Genomic DNA, 22,900 nt, shown 5'->3' with positions numbered 1-22,900 from the left:
CTTATTCAATAACTATAAATAAATAAGGTATGAAAACGAACTATGAAATTCGCTATGCTGCGCATCCGGAAGATGCAAAAAGTTATGATACAACAAGAATTCGCAGAGATTTCTTAATCGAAAAGATATTTGTCCCCAATGAAGTAAATATGGTATATTCCATGTACGACCGTATGGTGGTAGGTGGTGCGCTTCCGGTAGGAGAGGTGCTGACGCTCGAAGCGATTGATCCGCTGAAAGCTCCGTTCTTCCTCACCCGTCGCGAAATGGGTATCTACAATGTTGGCGGTCCCGGTATTGTGAAAGCAGGCGACGCAGAGTTCGAACTGGACTATAAAGAAGCTCTTTATCTGGGTTCGGGCGACCGCGTAGTGACTTTCGAAAGCAAAGACGCTACTCATCCTGCTAAATTCTACTTCAACTCACTGACTGCACATCGCAATTATCCCGACCGTAAGGTGACGAAAGCCGATGCCGTAGTAGCTGAAATGGGTTCTTTGGAAGGTTCCAATCACCGCAACATCAATAAGATGCTGGTGAATCAGGTGTTGCCTACCTGCCAGTTGCAGATGGGTATGACGGAACTCGCTCCGGGAAGTGTGTGGAACACGATGCCGGCACACGTACACAGCCGTCGTATGGAAGCCTACTTCTATTTCGAAATTCCCGAAGATCATGCTATCTGCCACTTCATGGGTGAGGTAGGCGAGACGCGTCACGTATGGATGAAAGGCGATCAGGCCGTTCTTTCACCCGAATGGTCAATCCACTCGGCTGCTGCTACCCACAACTATACCTTTATCTGGGGAATGGGTGGCGAGAACCTCGACTACGGCGATCAGGACTTCTCGTTGATTACAGATTTGAAATAACAACTACAATAGTTTTCCTAATTTAATAACAAAAAGAATTATGAATCAGTTTTTGAATTTTTCTTTGGAAGGTAAAGTAGCTCTCGTTACAGGTGCTTCTTATGGTATCGGATTTGCTATTGCTTCTGCATTTGCAGAACAAGGCGCTAAAGTTTGTTTTAACGACATCAATCAAGAGTTGGTAGACAAAGGTATGGCTGCTTATGCTGCAAAAGGTATCAAAGCTCACGGTTATGTATGCGACGTGACAGACGAACCGGCTGTTCAGGCGATGGTTGCTACGATTGCAAAAGAAGTAGGTACAATTGATATCCTTGTAAATAACGCAGGTATTATCCGTCGTGTTCCTATGCACGAGATGGATGCTGCTGATTTCCGTCGTGTAATTGACATCGACTTGAATGCTCCATTCATCGTTGCTAAGGCTGTTTTGCCGGCTATGATGGAAAAACGTGCAGGTAAGATCATCAACATCTGTTCTATGATGTCTGAATTGGGTCGTGAAACTGTATCTGCTTACGCTGCCGCTAAGGGTGGTTTGAAGATGCTGACTCGCAATATCTGTTCTGAATATGGTGAATACAACATCCAGTGTAATGGTATCGGCCCGGGTTACATCGCTACTCCGCAAACTGCTCCTCTTCGTGAGCCGCAGGCAGACGGAAGCCGTCACCCATTCGATTCATTCATCTGCGCTAAGACTCCTGCCGGTCGTTGGTTGGATCCGGAAGAACTGACAGGTCCTGCCGTGTTCCTTGCTTCTGAAGCTTCTAACGCTGTTAACGGTCACATTCTCTACGTAGATGGTGGTATTCTTGCTTATATCGGAAAACAACCGAAATAATAGCTGATAGAAGAAATTCCGGTAAGGTGATAGAATGGCAAAGAGCATCCTCTTTTCATCTGTCACCTTATTTTTTATTATTCCCTTTGCAGGAGCTATATGGCCGATTTATTGGACATATATGCCCAACGTGTTGAACATATAGCTCCAACACGTTGGATATATATAGCTGACGCGTTGGAGCTATACATCCAACATGCCGGATATAATAGCCTCTGATTTGCAAAGTATATGTTATTCATTCAATGTAGACTAATTATGAGAAAGATATTAATTCTGTTTGTTGTAGCCTTGATTGGTTTTGCTTCTTGTGCCGACAGCAAGCAGTCAATGACAGTCACAGTGACCAATTCTTTGGCTCTTGAACGGGCAGGGGAGATGGTTGAAGTGCCGATGAGCGATGTGGTCGCTAAATTGAAACTGGCGGATACGGCACAGATTGTGGTGCTTGACGTCGACGGTCAGCAAGTGCCTTATCAGGTGACGTATGATGAGAAGGTGGTCTTCCCCGTTACGGTAGGGGGAAACAGTGTGGTTACTTATACCATTCAACCGGGCACACCGGCACCTTTTGATGTCATTGCTTGCGGTAAATACTACCCCGAACGTCTGGACGACGTAGCCTGGGAGAATGATCTTGGCGGATTCCGTGCTTATGGTCCTGCTTTGCAGGCTCGTGGAGAACGTGGTTTTGGCTATGATCTTTTTACGAAGTATAATACTACGGAGCCGATTTTGGAATCTCTGTATGCTGAAGAACTTAATCCTGAAAAGCGTGCCAAGATAGCCGAACTGAAAAAGACAGATCCGAAAGCCGCTTCCGAATTGCAGAATGCCATCTCTTACCATATCGATCATGGATACGGTATGGATTGCTATGCCGTAGGTCCCACGTTGGGCGCCGGCGTTGCCGCTTTGATGGCAGGTGACACTATTATCTATCCTTACTGCTATCGCACACAGGAAATCCTTGATAATGGTCCGCTGCGTTTCACGGTGAAGCTGGAGTTTTATCCGCTGGTGGTCCGTGGAGATTCTAACGTGGTGGAAACACGCGTCATCTCCTTGGATGCAGGTTCTTATCTAAATAAAACAGTTGTTTCATATACCAATTTGAAAGAAGCAATGCCGGTAACTACAGGACTTGTATTGCGTGAACCGGACGGTGCGGTTGTGGCAGATGCTGCAAATGGCTATATCACTTACGTAGATCCTACAACTGACCGTAGCGGTGCAAACGGTAAGATATTTGTGGGTGCTGCATTCCCTGCACAGGTAAAAGAGGCGAAAGTGGTTCTTCTTTCCGAAAAGGAAAAGAAAGATCGTGGTGGAGCCGACGGTCATGTGCTGGCTATCAGCGAATATGAGCCTGGTTCTGAATATACTTATTACTGGGGATCTGCCTGGGATAAGGCGGCTATCAAGACTCCGGATGCCTGGAATAAATATATGACTGAATATGCGCAGAAATTGCGTACTCCGTTGGCGGTGGCATATTAATTAATGTGCTGAATTGCTTATACAGTCAAAAAAGAAGGATTGTCGAGGTGTGACGAAACGCCCTCTTTAATTTCTTTTACTCACTGAATACGCGATTCATTATTGAATATCATGCGTCTTTTCTAATAGATGAAGCAAAGGTTTCTTTTTATCAAAGGAACCTTTGCTTATTTTTATCTTTCTGAAAAAGAAAGAGAATTAAGAATGTGTCTTTCTGGAAAAGAAAGATAATGTCCTTAAGCTATCTTGTAAAAGCGTGTTGTTCGTAATATTCGTATGTCGTTCCGTCTTCTTTCTCTTTCTCACGAAGTTCATAGACTAATTCATTCTCTGTCATTGTGGTCACTGTCCACACTTCTGTGTAATTATCCTCTTCAGTGTCGATGAGAGTCAGCTTATTACCGGAGTAGCTCCATGTACCGTGATAATAATTAGTACTTCCGGAGGAGTTGTAGACATCTTTTTCTACATACGTACCATCTTCCTTGAACTCTATGGAATAACGGTTGGTTCCATTTACAAAATCTTCTTTAGAGTCACTTACCTTTTCACCATCTTCCCATTCTTGTGAAAGATAATACACTCCATTCCATGTTCCTAACAATAAATCGCGTGAACCGACAGCGTCATCGTCGTCATCGCCACAGGAATAAATGCTGAACGACAGTAATACTGCAACTATGCAAACGGTTGCTTTCCAGATTGTTTTCATAATAAATTGTTTTAATTGTTTGATTTTGAGATGATTTGTTTTTATGGGATTATTTGATAATCGTTTCCACATGTCCATTCTTGAAGAATAGGTAGAACGAGCTGGAATACATCCATTGCACTTCTCCATTTGATTCTTGAATAGTCTGCGGTTTGCCGAAGGCCAGCAGACATTCATCTTCCGTCATGCCTTTCACCGGCTTGTTGATACTGATTTCATTCCAGTGAGTGATTGGTGAAAGTTGGTTCGTTACGATGAAGTCGAACATTTTATTCAATACTTGCGATTCCACCTGTACGAAGTCATCCATGATTTCTTTGTGAGATGCTTTCTTGTCCGGTTGCAGCTTCTCCATGGGAGTTATTTTTTTCATTATCACTGCTGATGATTCTATCCGTATATTGGAAAGATAGTAGACCAGCTTGCCGTCTTTTACTTGAAACAGGGCTTTGCAATAGTAAGTATTCTTCTGATTTGAATCTGCTTGCGAGGCAAGTATCAGATCGCAACTGAAGTTTTTAGCCGGTACGTTTACCTCTGTGATCCCTTCCCGTAGCTGCGGACAGACATTTTTGACGGTCCATAACAGTGCATTAGCGTAGATGTTCTCGTCATGCATGCTGCTGAAAGGGGTAAATCCGCTGACCACATATTTATTGCCGTCTGCACTGACGGGATAGCTCTTTTTCTGTTCGGTGAAAGTCTGTGCTATCAGCGGGATAACTCCCGTCAGCAGATACATGATTGCCAGAAATTGTCGTTTGGTCATCATATTCCGTTATTTTTAAGAAAACAGCATCCACGGCCCTTTTTGCGAAGAGAAAAGATCGTGGACGCTGAATAAATAATATGGTTTATTGAGGTTTGGTTGTCCTTAGAAGGCAATACCTAGACGAATCATAAAGTTACTGGTCTTGAATCCGTCGGCATCGCTGAATGTATCTATGAATCCGCGCTGATAGGTGAGATCCAGGTTGAAACGGTCGTACCAGACTCCTACACCGATATTCATACCGGCATCGAAATGATTGTAGTCAACTTCCATGTAATCTGCGTAATCTCCCCAACTGATGCTCTCTCCGTCTGCTTTCATTTTGCTCGTGTAATCGTAGCTGGCAAAGACTCCTACATGCGGGTCGATATGAACATTGTCCGCCACTGCAAATTTCCATCCGAATGTGAACGGAGAGTATTGTATATTATGAGCCATGCACTTCGTGTCTTCCACTTTGAAACCACGGGAGCCGAGTCCAAATTCCATTCCCCAGTATCCTCCTGTGCTGCCTAAAGGCTTCTGGTAGCCAAATGTTGCGTTATATCCGATGTTTGAGTCAGCTCCTTCGGCTCCGTCACCGGAGAAGTTCATGATATTCAAACCTGCACGCAAGAACCATTGTGTGCTGCTGGCTTGCTTCTCTGTTTTGACGATTGCACTTCTGGATGATACGATTTGCGCTTGAGTTCCTACGCACAATAAGAGTGCGGCAATCATTGATAGTACTTTTTTCATTGTTATTTATGTTTTAGTGATTAATTCTTATTCTTAACGACAGGTGCTATCTGGCTTTTTCCATCCGTGGGTGATAACTTCTGCAGACGTATCCATTCATAATCGTCCTGGGTGGCAGGATGCCAGTTGACAAAGATGCCGGGATAACCTACTACTGTAACCGTGTATCCCCCTGTTTTTTCATTATCTTCCACTTTGAAAGTGGCTCCCATGATGACATCGCAGTTGTATTTGATGGTGGACAGATACGTCCCCCATGCACGGATGTTGTCAAGTTCTCCTTTCATGGCGATCTCCACTTCCTCTTTGCTTAGTGTCCATTCATCCTTGATTCGTCCCTTATCTTCCAGTATTTTCACCTCGACAACTGTGGGTTTGACACAAACTTCAGTAACTGCATCGCCTGCACGTGCCTGTGCATCACGAAACTTGAAGACCGTCTTTTGCGCATGGGCTCCGACGGCACAACTGACAACCAGAGCAATAATCAGAAATAGTTTTTTCGTTTTCATGTCCTTTTGTGATTATATGTTAATATGCCTGCAAAGGTATGCGAAAGGAGTATACTACCGGGTGAAAGCATAGTTCCAAGAACGATACGGAATTGTATCCTATTTGGATACACTGGGGAAGTTTCCGGTATTGATGCTGTCGGAAAGATCGCGGAAAAAATCATGGCCGAGGATGCAGGAGATGCGCCAGAGCAGGTGGATGTCGATATTCTCTTTCCGGAATATCTTGTAAACATTGGGGCGTGTGCAGCATAATTGGGTAGCGAACCAGGTGACGGTGCGTCCCTGTTCGTGAAGCGTGCGTTCAATAAGTTGTCCCGCATGAATCATGTGCCTATTCTGCTTATGTGTGTCCCCCAGACTCCTGTTGGGCGGACAATTCAATCTATTGTTGACAGGAATATATAGAAAAGGCGTGGGAATCTCTCACCTTCGTCCGTTCCGTGTTCAAGGCCTTCGCAATGCCAACTATCGGGAACGAACAACGCAGAAAGCCCACGCCGATATGTACAACACCCGTAGCCTCCCTTTGTTTTCCAAAGTGAGGCACGGATGTATATAAATACACATCAGGAGGACGTCTTTGTTGCTGTTAGTCATTCCGATAGGTCAAAGTTTGCGAAGTTCTGAACACAAATGACAAACGCTTGTAAACGTCTTCTCAATATAAACGTCTCTCCCTCGCCACCCGGAGGCTTTCTGCGGAAGAGACCGTTGCAAATGTATAAAAAAATACGGTTGGAAATGGTAATGTGAATCAGAAACTTTTTGAATGCAGGTTGTTTTGCCCTCTTTTTGCCCTTTACCAGGCGAAATGCGGTTGCGCTGGCATCTTATAAGAAAGAGGAGGGATCTTTCAATTTTGGACACGAAACGGGCTTTAAACTACAAAAGCCGGGGCATAATACCTCGGCTTATATTTTTTTTCTTATCAGGGAGCTTTTTTATTCATCAGAAACCTTTTCTTTCTTATCAGGAAGCTCTGCTCTTTTCGAAGTTTCTGTTTTTTCAAAGATTATAACACCTTGAATTCATAACCTTCCTCTTTCAGGAACTCGATGGCACGGGGAAGTGCGTATTGCAGGTTACCGTTATTCCATGACTTCAGCGAATCGTGGAAAGTGATGATAGAACCGTTTCGCGCATAGCGTTTCACGTTGTTCAGCACTTGTTCCGGGCGCATCCGCTTACTGTAATCGCGGGTCACGAGATCCCACATAATGATGCGGTAATGATAGCGCAACGTATAATACTGCCTGAATCCCATGTGTCCGTGTGGTGGACGGAAGAGATCGGAATGAATAATATCATCTACCTTTCTGGCATTTGCCAGGTAATCCGGATTGGAATATTCAAATCCACGGATGTGGTTGAAAGTATGGTTACCGATGCGGTGTCCGTGCTCTACCACCATCCGGTATTCATCCGGGTGTTTGCGTATATTGTCGCCTACCATGAAAAAGGTAGCTTTAATATGATGCTTTTCCAGTATTTCCAGTACCCAGGGAGTTACTTCGGGGATGGGGCCGTCGTCGAAAGTCAGATAGACTGCCCGCTCATTCGGGTCCATCCGGAAGATAGCTTGTGGATACAACGCCCGGAAAAGCCAAGGTGGTTGTTCTATAAACATGAGAGTCTGTGTTTTGAAGTATTAGGAAATAAGTATTAAGTATTATACCTTACGGAAAACATGCCGGAAGCTACGTTAATACTTAATACTTATTACTTCATACCTAAATTATTTCCCTTTCATTCTCGTCACGTACTCGTTGTATAGCTGATCGAGTTGCGTAGAGTAATGTTTTGCGAGTTCTTCTGATTTGTATTTTTCCATTAGGCGGACTTCGGCGTCAAGCAAACTGGCGTTGTACACGAAGTTTTCGCTGGCAATGGCAAGCTGGTTATCGTTCAGGCTAAGATACCAGATCATGTATTCGAGCGACTTGTTGGCAAGCTCGTCGATAATCTTGTTGGCTTTCTCGTTCTGTCCCAGTTGATAATAAGACTCTGCCATTTGGAAGGCGCCATTTGCCCAGTCATACGGTACGTTGATTGCCGGAATCATCTTTTCGGCGTAATCGAGTGCAGCGAGTGCCTTGTCCTTCTTACCTTCTTTGATAAGCTGTCCTACGAGCTGCGTGAAGATACGGCGGTGCGTGTAGCACATACGCATCACGTTCTCGTCGATGTAGATACCCGGCTTGTCGATACCGCCGAACTTGAACTTGTTCATCAGGTTGTCGTACATCTTTTCACTGTCGATCTTGCTGTCCAGTTTGTCCGTATCGAACGGAGTGAAGCGGTAGGCGAGACCCTCCTGTGTGAAGTGGTTGCCCATGCCCAGATGGTTTTCGCTTCCTACGGTGATTGCCATATAGATAGGACGTTCCCAGTTAGCGTTGGCAAGCATTTCGAGCATCATCAGCTCACTCTTGTAGAGGGCGCGTTTCGGGTTGCCGTTGGCGTCTCTAAGGGTGATTGTCATGTATTCGGGGATAGAGTCGCCCAGAGCTTCCGGTATTTTCATGCCGGAGCGGCGTACGGCTTCCTTATCTATCTTCATGACGATGCTGTCCGTAGGGATGAGCGGAAGCTGTATCTCTTTTCCTGTCTTCTTGAGAAGTTCTTTCAATTGGTCGTTCTTGCCAAGCATCCAGCGGTTGATGATTTCCTTCAGTTCATAAGGATTCTCACCGAAGATGGAGTGAACGAGCGACAATATGGTAGTGTCTCCCTGTGCAGCCAGTTCGTTTGCCTGTTTGAAATAGCTGTCGATAAGAGCTTTCATTTCCGGACGGATAGAGATATATTCGTTTTGTCCTTCCACGTATTCCACACGGTCCCAAGTGATAGGGAGTGACGGAGAATCGTAGGCCGGACGTTTCATCTGGTCTATATACCAGTCTGTTTGCAGGTAACTTAAGTTACAGGTGCGGGCATCCGTACGGAAACCTTCCGTTTCCTGATTGTACCACAATGGGAAGGTATCGTTATCACCATTGGTGTAGATAATCGGGTTGCCTTCTTCCTGCAAAGTCATCAGGTAGTTCTGTCCGAAGTCGCGGGCAACGAAGCGTCCGCTGCGGTCGTGGTCATCCCATGTCTGTCCCGCCATCTGGATGGGGACGAACAAACAGAGCACTGAAGCCAGAACGGCTGCCGGAAGTTCCTGCATCTTGGCATAATCTCGCAACATGCGGATGATACCTGCCACTCCCATACCTACCCAGATGGCAAAGGCATAGAACGAACCGGCATACGCATAGTCTCGTTCACGGGGTTGTGCAGGAGTTTGGTTGAGGTAGAGCACGATAGCGATACCTGTCATAAAGAACAGGAAGAATACCACCCAGAATTGCTGGATACCTCGCTGGCTATGGTAAGCCTGCCAGAAGAGTCCGATTAAGCCGAGAATCAGCGGCAGACAGTAGAATACGTTGTGTCCTTTATTGTTTTTGAGATCTTGCGGAAGCAATTCCTGGTTACCTACCAGTAGGTTGTCGATAAACGGAATACCGGTGATCCAGTTGCCGTGCTCAATTTCTCCGCTACCCTGTATGTCATTCTGCCGTCCGGCAAAGTTCCACATGAAGTAACGCCAGTACATGAAGTTTAGCTGGTAGGAGAAGAAGAATTTGATATTTTCCCATTGGGTAGGCATGTTTACCATCACCATCTCTCCACACTGGTCGTAAGGAACGTCATATCCCTTGATGTCTACCCATTGTTTGTAGAGCGGTGCGTGTGACGAACTGTACATACGCGGGAAAAGCATATTCTGTGCATATTCGTATTCCACACGTCCGGGAAGTTCGATATAAGAGTCTTTTTCGTCGGGCGAAGTCTTTTCCTTGCGGACAAACTTACTTCCTGCTTCCGATTGGCGCGGAATACAATAGCCGTCTTTTACGTCAAGTGCCACTTTCGAAGAGAAAGCAGGGCCGTAGAAGAGCGGACGGGTTCCGTATTGTTCACGACCGAGGTATTCGCCCAGGGTGAATATATCCTCCGGTGAGTTTTGATCCATCGGAGTGTTGGCAGTAGAACGGATAACGATCAGTGCGTAAGAAGAATACCCGATTACGATCATCATGGTGCACAGTAATGCTGTGTTCATGGTGCGGGCGGTGATACGCCATCTCTCTTTGATTTTAGCCTGTACACTCGGAGCAAGATAAAGTCCCAGTGCGGCAATAACCAAAATACCGATGATGATACTGCTGGCTCCGTGTCCGTAGAATGGGATACCCAGCAAAGCGATCGTCAGGATAAAGGAGATAGCCATGCGTGTTTTGTTCTTTTCGGTATAGCTTTCGTATACGCCCCAGATCAGAGCCGCTGCAAGCAGAATAATATAAACCACTACACCTGAATTGAACGACATTCCGAGTCCGTTGACAAACAACAACTCGAACCAGCCGCCTACTTTCACAATACCCGGTACGATGCCGTAAAGCACGGCTGCAACAAGTACCATTGAGCCGAATAACGCAATTAACGAACCTTTGGCGGTAGCGTTTGGAGTTTTCTTGTAATAGTATACCAGTACGATGGCGGGCAGACAAAGCAAGTTCAGCAAGTGAACACCGATACTCAATCCCGTCAGATAGGCGATGAGGATAATCCAACGGTCGCTGTGCGGCTGGTCGGCTACGTCTTCCCATTTCAGAATCAACCAGAAAACAACAGCGGTAAACAGGGAGGAGAAGGCATATACTTCACCTTCCACGGCCGAGAACCAGAATGTGTCACTGAATGTATAAACCAGTGCACCGATCAGTCCGCTACCCATCACTGTGATAAGCTGTCCTTTGGTGATATTGTTTTCGTCAGTGATAATCAGTTTGCGTACCAGGTGGGTGATGCTCCAGAAAAGGAACAGGATACAGGCGCTACTCATGAGGGCACTCATGTAATTCACCATTTTAGCAACAGTTGTTACGTCGGAAGCAAATTGAGAAAACAGATTCGCCACTAGCATGAAGAAAGGCGCGCCGGGCGGGTGTCCGACTTCCAGTTTATAGCCGGTGGTTATGAACTCCGGGCAATCCCAGAAACTTGCGGTCGGTTCTATTGTCAGGCAGTAGACGGTTGCCGCAATGATGAATGTAAGCCAACCCATAAGGTTGTTTACGGTTCTGTACTGTTTCATTAGCACTATCGTAGTTTATTCGTTAAAAACAAATTATGAGGTCGCAAAGATAGTGATTTGTAAGGATAATGAGGAAGAAAGTAAGAAATATTAAGTAACAAAGGGGTGATTTACTATCTCTTTCACTCTTCCGGAAGGCGGGAACTTGTGTGTTGGCAAGTAAGGAATTTGTTTTTTCTTCTGTAAGACTGACCTAAAGTCTTGATTTATTTTTCTACTTTTGCTTACTGACAACAAATGCTTGTGAAGTAATGGACAAAGACATAACACTGGAACAAGAATTCGATCTGGTCTTCAAGGCACATTATTCGCTGGTGAAGAATTTCGCATTGATGCTCCTTAAATCGGGGCAGGACGCGGATGATATAGCACAGGACGTTTTCACGCGACTATGGGCCAAACCGCAGATTTGGCAGGATAACCCCGGGATAGATAAATATATCTATGCTATGACCAAACATGCCATTTTTGATTTTCTTAAGCATAAGCGCATAGAACGGTCTTACCAACAGGCACAGATGGAAGAAAGTCTTTTCAAGGATTTGTCTCCGTCGGGTGATACACTGGACGCTATCTATTATAAAGAAATACAATTAGCTCTGCAAATGGCTGTCGAACAGTTCCCCGAGCGTCGCCGATTGATTTTTGAAATGAGCCGCATCCAAGGAATGAGTCATCTGGAAATAGCGGAAAAGCTTGATATTTCAGTGCGTACCGTAGAGCGTCAAATCTATCTTTCCCTAGTTGAATTAAAAAAAATCGTATTTATTTTATTTTTTCTTCATTTCATTTGAGTAGTCTTCGCATTTGTGTCGTGCTATATATGTATTCACCACTAATAGCACAACTATATGAAGAATTATTTTCGGCAGATACTGACCTCGTTCACTAAGAATCATTATTCGGAAATGATCCGGCAGAATTTCTACGGATGGCTGACGGATAAGGAACATGCCGTAGAAAAAGACAAAGCTCTAAAAGAAATCTGGACGACAGCCCGCGCTATGGGCGAAGTGCCCCATGTGGAGAAGGAACTCGAACGGTGGAAACGGAACAACGGTCTTCACACGGCTTCTTCAGTCCCTGTAACCCCTAATCGCAAAATTCGTATATTGCGTCTTTGGCAATCCGTTGCGGCTGTGTTACTGGTGGTAGCCGTATCTCTTGGTTATCTGGTGATGCAGGCGGAGAGAACGCAGAATGACCTTATACAGGAATTCATTCCAGTGGCGGGGATGCGGCATCTTTCTCTTCCGGATGGCAGCCAGGTTCAGTTGAATTCAAAAAGTACTTTGTTATATCCGAAACAGTTTACCGGAAAAGAACGGTGCGTTTACTTGGTTGGTGAAGCCAATTTTAAAGTAAAGCCTGACAAGAAGCATCCTTTCATTGTGAAGTCGGATGATTTTCAGGTAACTGCTTTGGGAACGGAATTCAATGTCAGTGCCTATCCGGAGAATCAGGAAATCAGTACAGCATTGCTGTCGGGCAGTGTATTGGTAGAGTGGGGAAATCTGACCCAGCGGACCGTATTGCAGCCTGACGAACAGTTGACGTATGACAAAGAGAACCGTCAGTTTCGGGTAGTGCATCCCGATATGGCAGATGTCACCGCTTGGCAGCGGGGCGAACTGGTTTTCAACGAAATGACCGTAGAAGATATTATACGTGTATTGGAACGGAAATACAATTATACGTTTGTCTACAGCTTGAACCAGCTGAAAAAAGATCGTTTGAGTTTCCGGTTCAAGGATAAGGCACCTTTAGCAGAAGTCATGGATATCATTGTTGATGTGGCGGGCAATTTGAAATTCAAGATAGAAGGAGATAAGTGCTATATTACACGGAAAGGGAATAAGAAGTAAAGACCGGCGTGAAACCGGAATTGAAAATAGCCGAAGTGAATCATTCAATAAATCAATAACTTAAAAACACAATTACTGCCCATGAGAAAAAAGTATCCGGAACAGAGCGCCACTCCATCCCGGATATGAAATAATCAACTTTTCTGCATCAGAGTGTTATACTCTGTTGATCTGATCTACGTGAATAACAACCTAGTTAACAAACTAATACTTAAAAGTTAATGCTACAAAATTACACATTTATAGCGGATAAGCGAGGCGTAAGAAGAAGTTTTCTACTCTTTTTCAGCTTATTTTTGCTACAAGTAACAGCTTTTGCTCAAAATGACGTGCGGATTACCATCCGTGAGAACAATATTACCGTCATTGAAGCATTGAAGAAAGTGGAAAAGCAGTCGGGATTATCCATTGGGTACAATAACTCGCTGCTGCGTGACAAACCTGCCCTCAATCTCAATCTGGATAAAGCCGGATTGGATTATTCTCTCTCTACCATTCTGAAAGGTACAGGCTGCACCTACGAATTGAAAGGTAAATACATCAAGATTATTCCTCAACCGGCACAGGAAAAGCCATCTTCCGATAAACAAATCAAAGGAAAAGTGACAGACGAAACGGGTGAGCCGCTTATCGGTGTCAATATTCAGGTGCAGGGTTCTGCCAGTGGAGTTATTACGGACATTGAAGGACGTTATTCTATCGAAGCTCCGGTGGGTAGCACGCTCAATTTTACCTATATAGGCTATACTCCTCAAAATGTGAAAGTCACAGATAGAAGCGTGTATAATGTGACGCTTGCCACTGCCGTGGAGCAACTCAACGAAGTAGTCGTGACTGCCCTTGGTATCAAGCGTGAACAGAAAGCATTGAGCTACAATGTGCAACAGGTGAAAGCGGACGAAATCTCCGGCATTAAAGATGCTAATTTCATCAACAGCCTGAATGGTAAGGTGGCAGGTGTTACTATCAACAGCAGTTCCTCCGGTGTAGGTGGAGCCAGCAAGGTAGTGATGCGTGGTGCGAAATCTATCGAACAAAGCAGTAATGCGCTTTACGTCATCGACGGTATACCAATGTATAACTTCGGTGGCGGTGGTGGAATGGAATTCGACTCACGGGGTGCTACGGAGAGCATTGCCGACATTAATCCGGACGACATTGAAAGTATCTCCGTATTGACGGGTGCCGCAGCAGCTGCACTCTACGGTAGTAATGCTGCCAATGGTGCGATTGTTATTACTACCAGGCGCGGACAAGTAGGCAAGTTGCAAGTGACGGTGAACAGCAATACCGAGTTTGCCCGTCCTTTCGTGCTTCCTGAATTCCAAAACCGCTACGGGACGGGAAGCCGTGGGAAAGACGGAGGTTCTACCATCCTAAGCTGGGGAGCGAAGTTGAATGACGCTTCCCGCACCAATTATGAACCGAAAGATTTCTTTGATACAGGACTGATCTTCACCAATTCTGTCACCCTTTCTACCGGTACGGAGAAGAACCAGACCTTCTTTTCGGTGGCGTCGGTCAACTCCGAGGGCATTGTTCCCAACAATCGTTATAACCGTTTTAATTTTACTTTCCGCAATACGACGAATTTCCTGAACGATCGAATGAAACTTGACATAGGAGCCAGCTACATCATTCAGAACGACCGCAACATGACGAATCAGGGGATTTATTCCAATCCCATTGTGCCCGTTTATCTGTTCCCGCGTGGCGATGACTTCGGACTTGTCAAGGTGTTCGAACGTTGGGATCCGGCACGCAAAATCAATACGATGTTCTGGCCGCAAGGAGAAGGTGACTACCGTATGCAGAATCCTTATTGGATTGCTTACCGTAATCTGCGTCTGAATCAGAAGAAGCGTTATATGCTGTCTGCTCAATTGAGTTATGACATTACCGACTGGTTGAATATATCGGGACGTGTACGTGTGGATAACACACACACCAAGTATGAACAGAAGCTCTATGCCAGCTCTAACCTTACGATTACGGAAGAGAGTACGCAGGGACACTATACCATCTCCAAGCCCGACGAAACACAAACGTATGCCGACGTGCTTGCCAACATCAACAAGCGTTTTAATGACTTCTCACTGGTAGCAAACGTGGGTGCCAGCATTGTGAACAACCGGTACGAAGATTTGAGCTATCGTGGCCCGATTCGTGAAAAGGGAATACCGAACGTGTTTAATGTGTTCGACCTCGACAACACAAAGAAGAAAGCCCGTCAGGACGAATGGCAGGAACAGACGCAATCAGTCTTCGCCAGTGTGGAAGTGGGATGGAAGAGTATGCTCTATCTTACACTGACCGGGCGAAACGACTGGGCTTCGCAACTTGCCAATTCTTCTACACCTTGTTTCTTCTATCCGTCTGTAGGACTTTCGGGGGTTATCTCCGAAATGCTGACTTTGCCGGAATTTATCGACTATATGAAGGTTCGTGGCTCTTTCAGTTCCGTTGGTATGCCTTATCCCCGTAATCTGACATCGCCCACTTACGAATACGATGAGGCTAACCAGCAATGGAAGCCCAAGACACACTATCCTATCAAGGACTTGAAGCCCGAGCGTACCAACTCGTGGGAATTGGGACTGGATATGCGTCTTTTCAAGGATTTCAGCCTCGGCTTTTCATGGTACTTGGCAAATACTTTCAACCAAACCTTCGACCCGAAAGTTTCCGTATCTTCCGGTTATAGCAAGATTTATTTGCAGACAGGATATGTGCGTAATTCCGGTGTGGAACTCTCATTGGGTTATGGACATACCTGGAACAACCATTTGCACTGGGAAAGTAATTTCACTCTCTCTCACAACAAGAATACGATAAAAGACTTGGTGACCAGCTATATTCATCCCGAAACGGGATTGCCTATCACACAGAATCGCTTGGATGTAGGCGGACTGGGTAAAGCACGATTCATCCTGAAGAAAGGGGGTACGTTGGGTGATCTTTACACACAGAGTGACTTGAAACGGGACAATAGTGGCATGGTGGAGATTGATCCTTCCGGTGCGCTGACTACTGAAGACAACCTGCCGGACATTAAGCTGGGTAGTGTATTCCCGAAAGCTAATCTGGCATGGAATAACCGCTTCGAATGGCGTGGTATCAGTCTAAGCGCACTCTTTACAGCACGTATCGGAGGTATTGCTTATTCTGCCACACAGGCGGCAATGGATCAGTATGGAGTGTCCGAACGTTCGGCACAAGCCCGTGACAACGGTGGTGTACTGCTCAACGGACGTACTCTTGTGGATGCGCAAACGTATTACAGCCTCATCGGAAACAGTAGCGGATTGCCGCAGTATTACACTTACAGTGCTACGAACGTGCGTCTTCAAGAAGCCAGTGTGGGTTATACCATTCCCCGCAAATGGCTGGGAGGTGTGTGTGATATCAATGTCTCTGTGGTAGGTCGTAATCTTTGGATGATTTACTGTCGTGCACCTTTCGACCCTGAAGCGGTGGCGAATACCGGTAATTATTATCAAGGCATTGATAACTTCATGTTGCCGAGTACCCGTAATATCGGCGTGAATGTGAAAATAAACTTTTAACCCGTTAAATCAGATCGTATGAAACAAGTGAAATCTTTCTTAAAGATATTCTCCCTGGGACTTCTGCTGGTGGGCGGAGCAGCCTGTACGGGCAACTTCGATGAAATCAACCGCAAGGAATACGAAGTGACCAAGGATGAGCAGGGACGCGAAAACTACAATATAGGCTCTACCCTGCGAGGTTTGCAAGGGTTGGTGGTACCTACTAAAGAGCATCTTTATCAGTTTATCGAGGCTTTGGCGGCAGGTCCGTTTGCCGGGTATTATGGGACTACGCTCGTGCGTACCGATAAATTTGAAACTTATAACCCGTCTGTTGACTGGCAGGATAAGACGTATGGTGATATTTTTACCGAATCTTATCCGCTTTACCGCGATTTGCAGGATCAGAGCGATGATCCTGTAGCACTGGCTCTTGCCAAATTGCTGCGGGTAGCTATTATGCACCGTATGACGGATATGTATGGCCCCATTCCTTATAGCAAGGTGATAGACGAGCAGGGTAGTGTTTCGCTTAATGTGCCCTATGATTCGCAGGAAGCTGTTTACAAACAAATGCTGAAGGAACTTGATGAAGTGAGTTCCGTGTTGAAGGAAAATCTTACGATAGGTTCTGAAGCATTCCGTAAGTTTGACGATGTTTATTACGGTGACGTCAGCAAGTGGTATAAATTTGCCAATTCCCTGAAGTTGCGTATGGCTATCCGCATGGTGTATGTTGATCCTACTACGGCACAACAAGTGGGACAGGATGCCGTAGCAGCAGGGGTTATCACGGACAATGCCGATAATGCCGAAATGAAGGTGGAGGAAAACCGTGCCGCTATGGTTTTCAACGGCTGGTCCGACCATCGGATAGGTGCCGACTTGCTTTGTTACATGAACGGTTATCAGGATCCTCGGAGGGAGAAGATGTTCACTCAAGTGGAAATCACGGAAACAGTTGGTGGTAAGCCGATGAAAGTGTCCGGCTTTGCCGGTATTCGTATCGGTATTGATGTGGTGAACAAGGAAAGCGTGATAGACCGTTATAGCAAACCGATTATATCTACTGCCAGTCCTTATCCGTGGATGAATGCGGCAGAAGTCACTTTCCTGCGTGCCGAAGGTGCATTGCGTGGCTGGGCGATGGGAGGCGATGCCAAGAGCCTATATGAAGAAGCAATTGCTCTTTCTTTTGAACAGTACGGACTTCCTGCCACGGATGCTCTTTCTTATGCTGCCAATGCTTCCAACACACCGCAGGCTTACACTGACCCTGTGGATGGAACTTATTCAGCCGGAGCCGTTAGCAGCATTACTGTTGCCTGGCAAGAGGGTGATGAATATACCGAGAAGAATCTGGAGCGTATCATTACCCAGAAATGGATTGCTATGTTTCCTTCTACGGTAGAGGCATGGAGTGAATATCGTCGTACGGATTATCCTCACTTATTGCCTGTGGTAGTGAACAACAGTGGTGGTACTATTGACGATACGAAAGCTAAAATACGTCGCTTGTGGTATCCGCCCAGCGAATATTCCGGTAACCGGCAGTATATTCTGGAGGCCGTCGGTATGTTGGGTGGCCCTGATAACGGCGCTACTTCTCTTTGGTGGGACAAGAAACCGAGACCGTAGGGACATGAAACTGGAAATGTGAGAACTAGAAAACAAGAAGATATAGAAACTAAAACAAGAAGATATGAATATGAGAATTTCCATTGCTAACATCTTCACTCATCTGTTCCTGCTGCTGGCATTGCTTGCTACCGCTTCGTGCAGCGACTGGACGGATCAGAAAACTGTTGATATTGATCCGCAGCATGCCAAAGAACAGAATCCTGAACTTTGGGCTCGTTACATGGAGGCACTGCGTACGTATAGGCAAAGCAAACACTTTGTCACTTACGGTAGTTTCGACAATAGTGCCGAAAAGTCGAAGAATGAAGGTGATTACCTCCGTTCATTGCCCGACTCATTGGACATCGTAACTCCGGCGCATCCCGAAAGCCTGACCTCTTATGACTGTGAGGATATTCTCCTGTTACAGGAAAAGAGTATTAAGGTACTCTATTTTGTGGATTATACCGCTCAAATGCCTACCTTGACCGATGCTGGCAAACTGGGTGCTTGGTTGGATAAGGTCGTTGCTGCCGCTTCCCAGTTGGGTATGAATGGGTTTGCCATTAAAGGTACTCCTCTTTATGGAGGAACGGAGGCTGAACAGACTGCCCGTCGTGAAGCGGCCAAATTAATCGTTTCCAAGCTTTCTACTGCTGTAGGAGATGGCAAACTGTTGGTATTTGAAGGTGATCCTGCCTTTATGGATGCCGCAGATCTGAATAAGCTGGATTATGTAGTCTTGAACACTGCTACGATTACCTCTGCCGTAGATTTGAAACTCTATGTGGCAGGCGTGATAGAAAACTTCTCAATCCCTAAAGAGAAACTATTGCTCTCCGCCAAGATTAATGAAAAGCTAGTGGATGAAGAAGGTGAAAAACTGGACGCTGTTACCGAGATGACAAACCGTGTTGTTTCTTTGGGTCCTGTAGGCGGACTTGCTATCTATGCTTTGGGTGATGATTACTATCATACGAAGATGAATTATGAGACTAGTCGGCTAGCTATCCAAATAATGAACCCGTCCAAATAAGGGGCATAACTAAGAGATTATTTATTGTGAAACCTGTAAAACACTATAATGATATGAAAAATAACCCATTTAAATACTTCGTCTTTCTGATGCTGTCACTGCTGATGGTAGCAACGACGGGGTGTACTGAAGATGATATTTCCATGCCTGCCGGGCAGTTGCCGGACGAAACGCCGATGAATAGCGTCGGAGGGCAGTTATGCAGTGGAAAAACTTTTTCTAATAAGATTACTGTCAGTATGTACGAAGGTGATGGAGCTGTAACCGAAGAGATATGTTATGCACTGACAAAGCCTGCTATAACGGCTGTTACGGTAAAAGCCATTCCGTCTCCGGAGCTTGTGGCTCAATATAACAGTGATAACGAAACTGATATGAAGGAATTTCCTGTTGCTAACGTAACTTTGGGAAATGGCGGTTCGCTTACTGTGGCTGCTGGAAAGAAAGAATCCGGAACTATCAGCATAACTCTTTCTCCTGATGGATTGAAGCCTGAAACACTTTATTTGTTAGCGATTGCTTTGACACAAAATCCTGTAGGAGTAGATGCACAAGGGAATAAACAAGTAATTTATTACAGAGTGAATTTCAGGGAGAGGACTACTATGTGTGAGCCTGATGGAGAGGGGCAAACACAAGAAATCCCGCCACTAATGTCTGGTGTAACTACAGTGTTTTATGTGAATACAGAAACGTATAGTCCTTTAATAGCTGGCGTATTGGCAATTAGAGATGAGGGAGTACCCCCTTTTCCTCCCTATAGTCGCTTGGGCCATATAGTAAATCTGAAAAGAGCAACGATAGGTTACGATGCTGTTAGCCAGCGTGCTTTGCTTGCGCCAGGAAATGACCTGTCTTACGTATTGGAGCATAGAGATAAATACATTCGGCACCTTCAGGAAATTGGCAGCAAAGTTTGTATTTGTATTGAGAATGGTGGTAAAGGTGTCGGCTTCTGTAATATGAATGATGTGCAGATAGCAGATTTTGTCTATCAAGTGAAAAGTATAATAGAACGTTACTATTTGGACGGCGTAAATTTATGGGATGATGATAGTAAATATGGTAAGGCAGGGATGCCTGCAATGAATACTACTTCATACCCCAAACTGATAAAAGCTCTTCGCGAGGCTTTACCGGACAAGTTGTTAACGTTGGTTGATAAAGGAGAGGCTACGGAATATTTCTACGATGTAAACAAATGTGGGGGAATCGAAGCTGGTAGATATCTTGATTATGCATGGCATGGTTACTTTTCGCCAACAGAAGTGGTAGAAGCCATTACCCCTAATCCGGAGGGTACCCAAGTTTATAGCAAATATTCGCGTAAACCTATTGCCGGACTGGATCCTGCTTGTTATGGAAGTGTAAATATACCTTGTTATTCTGACAATAATCCCACTATAAGACCGCTTGCTGCAGAGAATATAGCAAAATGGAAGGCTGCAGGATATAAAAAGAGCAACATCATTGTTTATGGAGGTGACCTTATCGGTACTGAATATGGGGGCTATGAACAAGCTGTTAAGGTTATGTTGGCTGAGTATAGTTTTCAGTCATTTATGGATGAGGGTGATAGCTGGGATTTTGTAAATAATGAGCTTCTATGGGGAGATGCTCTTTATGGGGCAAATTTTCTGGACTATCAATTAAAGCTTGGTCCTGATAAGAATCCATATAGAAAAGACTGGTAAATCTTCCTTTGAATATTATCAATAAATACTTTTCCATAGATAAAGGAAAAATTCGTTCTTTGACATATTGAAATTACCGTTGATAGTTGTCATTTGCAGTGGATTCTTTTCGTAAAAATGTAACCGCAATCTAAACTTATTGATTACTTTTGACCCCGATATATAATATGAATAGTTCGAGGCTATTTATAACAGACATACAAGATGGATCAATTGCAGATAATTCAAAATAGAATATATGAGTTTAGAGGTCAGAAGGTGATGCTTGACCGTGATTTGGCAGAGATGTATGGAGTTCAGACAAAAGTGCTTAATCAGGCTGTCAAACGAAATATAGAACGTTTTCCTTCTGACGTTATGTTTCAGATTTCGAGTGAAGAAATCCAAGATTGGAGGTCACAATTTGTGACCTCCAATGCTATAAAAATGGAGTAAGACGTAATCCGTATGTATTCACAGAGTTGGGTGTAGCCATGCTTAGCAGTGTATTGTATAGTAAAAGCTTTAATGGTGTGTCAGACGGTAATTTCGATATGTAAATTTGCCGTCTTTTTTGTGTTCGGACGGCTATATAAATAGGGCACATAAGTGATTTATGTTTTTGATTAAACTTAATATACGAACTGGTATGAAAACAAAAAAAATACTTCGAGGTATGCTTACTATCATTTCACCGGCTATCATAACTACGGCCCTGTTGTTATGTGCCACCGGCTGTGATAATAAAGACTATAGCAATGCCTCCCCTTTCGATAATGTCGTCTATTTGGATGCAGCCAAGCTAAAGGACGTGTCCAACTTTACTTTTAACCGTACCATAGAGACGGGACAAAAGGAAATTTCCGCTTTGTTGGCACGTCCTGCAGGCGAGGATATCAATGTCGGTATTAAAGTAGACGCCTCGCTGGTGAATACTTATAACGCCCGCCTTGGTGCTAACTATACCATGCTTGATGCCAAGCATTACAAACTGTCGGCAGGTCAGACTGTTATCCCGCAAGGTGAAGTCAGCTCCAAACCTGTCACTATCGACTTCTCCGGTCTTACTGACCTTGAAATTGATGCAGGCTATTTGCTCCCCATCACTATCGACCAGGTGTCGGGTGGTATGGGTACACTAGGCGGTTCAAAGACTATTTGTTATGTGGTACGTCGTTCCAGTGCCATCACTACGGCTGTCAGTTTGAAAAATAATTTCTTTGAAGTGCCGGGCTTTGATAAAGGAAGTTCCACGGCTGATGTGGTAAACAACATGAAGCAGCTTACCTACGAGGCTATTATACGTGTGAATAACTTTAAGAATGGTGTAACTGCAAGAGAAATATCTACGATTATGGGTATCGAGCAATATTGCCTGTTCCGCTTGGGTGATGCAGGTTTTCCGGCGCAACAGTTGCAATTCTCGTGCAATGAGATTAAATTTCCGAACGCTGATAACAGCAAGCTTTTGCAAGAAGGCGAATGGTATCATGTAGCGGTGACGTTTGATACAGAAAAGAAAGTGGCGGTTATCTACGTAGACGGTCGTGAACAGAGCCGTATTGAGGATTATGGTAAAGGAGAACCTATTAATCTGGGTATGCAGAACCGTGGTAAGGATTTCATGTTCAAAATCGGCCATTCCTATGGCGAACCTACCGATTTCTCCCGCCAACTTGATGGTGAAATCTGTGAAGTACGTGTTTGGAACGTGATGCGAACCCAGCAGGAGATTTTCGATAATATGTATAACGTAGATCCTGCTACTACCGGACTTTGTGCTTACTGGAAGTTTAACGAAGGGCATGGCGACATTGCCGAGGATTACACCGGACATGGAAATGATGCTCATGTACATATATCGCCTGCTGTATGGCCGCAAGGCATTGAGGTGACGCAGAAGAACAAAGAATAGTTTTGGAATATAGAGAATAAAATGATAAAATGCCCCGTCAAGCAGAAATGTGAATTGCATTTCTATGACTTGACGGGGCATTTCTTTTCGGGCCTTAATAAATAAGCCCTGATGTATTAGAGATAAACTTCCTTTATCCTG

At 44.8% G+C, this 22,900-nt stretch carries 17 protein-coding genes and 1 pseudogene; 11 read left to right on the top strand and 7 right to left on the bottom strand.

Annotation, left to right across the window (positions count from 1 at the left end; genetic code table 11):
* The first annotated feature begins 29 nt into the window (after nt 1-29).
* The 3 genes from kduI to KSX81_RS11490 all read left to right on the top strand — a co-directional run bounded on the left by kduI (nt 30) and on the right by KSX81_RS11490 (nt 3,216).
* The gene (kduI, locus tag KSX81_RS11500) at nt 30-872 is read left to right on the top strand and encodes a 5-dehydro-4-deoxy-D-glucuronate isomerase (RefSeq protein ID WP_004324192.1); all 843 of its coding nucleotides are present in this window, start codon (nt 30-32) and stop codon (nt 870-872) included.
* A 40-nt stretch (nt 873-912) separates the two neighbouring features.
* Entirely contained in the window at nt 913-1,716 is an 804-nt protein-coding gene (locus KSX81_RS11495) for a gluconate 5-dehydrogenase (protein ID WP_004296873.1), read from the top strand.
* Nucleotides 1,717-1,974: 258 nt separating this feature from the next.
* Nucleotides 1,975-3,216, top strand: coding sequence for a DUF4861 domain-containing protein (locus tag KSX81_RS11490; RefSeq protein ID WP_217725591.1), 1,242 nt, complete (start codon nt 1,975-1,977; stop codon nt 3,214-3,216).
* Nucleotides 3,217-3,457: 241 nt separating this feature from the next.
* Here KSX81_RS11490 and KSX81_RS11485 read toward each other — a convergent pair whose 3' ends face one another.
* From KSX81_RS11485 to KSX81_RS11455, 7 genes are all read right to left on the bottom strand, one after another.
* On the bottom strand, nt 3,458-3,928 hold the full coding sequence (locus KSX81_RS11485) for a lipocalin family protein (protein ID WP_004307810.1): 471 nt from the start codon (nt 3,926-3,928) through the stop codon (nt 3,458-3,460).
* A gap of 49 nt (nt 3,929-3,977) precedes the next feature.
* Nucleotides 3,978-4,697 (bottom strand): hypothetical protein, encoded by a 720-nt coding sequence (locus tag KSX81_RS11480; RefSeq protein WP_004302923.1) that lies wholly within the window; start codon nt 4,695-4,697, stop codon nt 3,978-3,980.
* A gap of 105 nt (nt 4,698-4,802) precedes the next feature.
* Complete coding sequence (locus tag KSX81_RS11475; protein WP_004296878.1) at nt 4,803-5,438, bottom strand: outer membrane beta-barrel protein; 636 nt, start codon at nt 5,436-5,438, stop codon at nt 4,803-4,805.
* A 20-nt stretch (nt 5,439-5,458) separates the two neighbouring features.
* Complete coding sequence (locus KSX81_RS11470; RefSeq protein ID WP_004296879.1) at nt 5,459-5,950, bottom strand: hypothetical protein; 492 nt, start codon at nt 5,948-5,950, stop codon at nt 5,459-5,461.
* Nucleotides 5,951-6,049: 99 nt separating this feature from the next.
* Nucleotides 6,050-6,280 carry a hypothetical protein gene (locus KSX81_RS11465; protein WP_004296881.1) on the bottom strand — a complete coding sequence of 77 codons (231 nt, stop codon included), beginning with the start codon at nt 6,278-6,280 and terminating at the stop codon, nt 6,050-6,052.
* Between the two features lie 685 nt (nt 6,281-6,965).
* A complete protein-coding gene (locus tag KSX81_RS11460; RefSeq protein WP_004296883.1) occupies nt 6,966-7,580 on the bottom strand; it encodes a polysaccharide deacetylase family protein in 615 nt (204 codons plus the stop codon).
* A 108-nt stretch (nt 7,581-7,688) separates the two neighbouring features.
* Nucleotides 7,689-11,102, bottom strand: a complete 3,414-nt coding sequence (locus KSX81_RS11455) for a DUF2723 domain-containing protein (protein ID WP_217725592.1) — start codon at nt 11,100-11,102, stop codon at nt 7,689-7,691.
* Nucleotides 11,103-11,353: 251 nt separating this feature from the next.
* On the opposite strand from KSX81_RS11455, the gene KSX81_RS11450 reads away from it, so the two are divergent.
* The 8 genes and pseudogenes from KSX81_RS11450 (at nt 11,354) to KSX81_RS11415 (ending at nt 22,759) form a co-directional block, all read left to right on the top strand.
* The gene (locus KSX81_RS11450) at nt 11,354-11,896 is read left to right on the top strand and encodes an RNA polymerase sigma-70 factor (protein ID WP_004296886.1); all 543 of its coding nucleotides are present in this window, start codon (nt 11,354-11,356) and stop codon (nt 11,894-11,896) included.
* A gap of 57 nt (nt 11,897-11,953) precedes the next feature.
* Nucleotides 11,954-12,967 (top strand): FecR family protein, encoded by a 1,014-nt coding sequence (locus KSX81_RS11445; protein ID WP_217725593.1) that lies wholly within the window; start codon nt 11,954-11,956, stop codon nt 12,965-12,967.
* A 221-nt stretch (nt 12,968-13,188) separates the two neighbouring features.
* A complete protein-coding gene (locus tag KSX81_RS11440) occupies nt 13,189-16,533 on the top strand; it encodes a TonB-dependent receptor (protein WP_217725594.1) in 3,345 nt (1,114 codons plus the stop codon).
* An 18-nt stretch (nt 16,534-16,551) separates the two neighbouring features.
* Entirely contained in the window at nt 16,552-18,153 is a 1,602-nt protein-coding gene (locus tag KSX81_RS11435) for a RagB/SusD family nutrient uptake outer membrane protein (protein ID WP_217725595.1), read from the top strand.
* Nucleotides 18,154-18,217: 64 nt separating this feature from the next.
* The gene (locus KSX81_RS11430; RefSeq protein ID WP_217725596.1) at nt 18,218-19,171 is read left to right on the top strand and encodes a glycoside hydrolase family 18; all 954 of its coding nucleotides are present in this window, start codon (nt 18,218-18,220) and stop codon (nt 19,169-19,171) included.
* Nucleotides 19,172-19,224: 53 nt separating this feature from the next.
* Nucleotides 19,225-20,865 (top strand): BT_3987 domain-containing protein, encoded by a 1,641-nt coding sequence (locus tag KSX81_RS11425; protein ID WP_052587858.1) that lies wholly within the window; start codon nt 19,225-19,227, stop codon nt 20,863-20,865.
* A gap of 204 nt (nt 20,866-21,069) precedes the next feature.
* Nucleotides 21,070-21,368: pseudogene (locus tag KSX81_RS11420) on the top strand (ORF6N domain-containing protein); the annotation flags it as partial.
* Nucleotides 21,369-21,493: 125 nt separating this feature from the next.
* On the top strand, nt 21,494-22,759 hold the full coding sequence (locus KSX81_RS11415) for a DUF1735 and LamG domain-containing protein (protein ID WP_217725597.1): 1,266 nt from the start codon (nt 21,494-21,496) through the stop codon (nt 22,757-22,759).
* Nucleotides 22,760-22,900: the final 141 nt, after the last annotated feature.

Source organism: Bacteroides sp. MSK.18.37 (genome assembly GCF_019129155.2).
Taxonomy (GTDB): Bacteria; Bacteroidota; Bacteroidia; order Bacteroidales; family Bacteroidaceae; genus Bacteroides; species Bacteroides ovatus.
The sequence above is the reverse complement of the archived record's forward strand: the minus strand, read 5'-3'. Positions and strand labels throughout refer to the sequence as shown.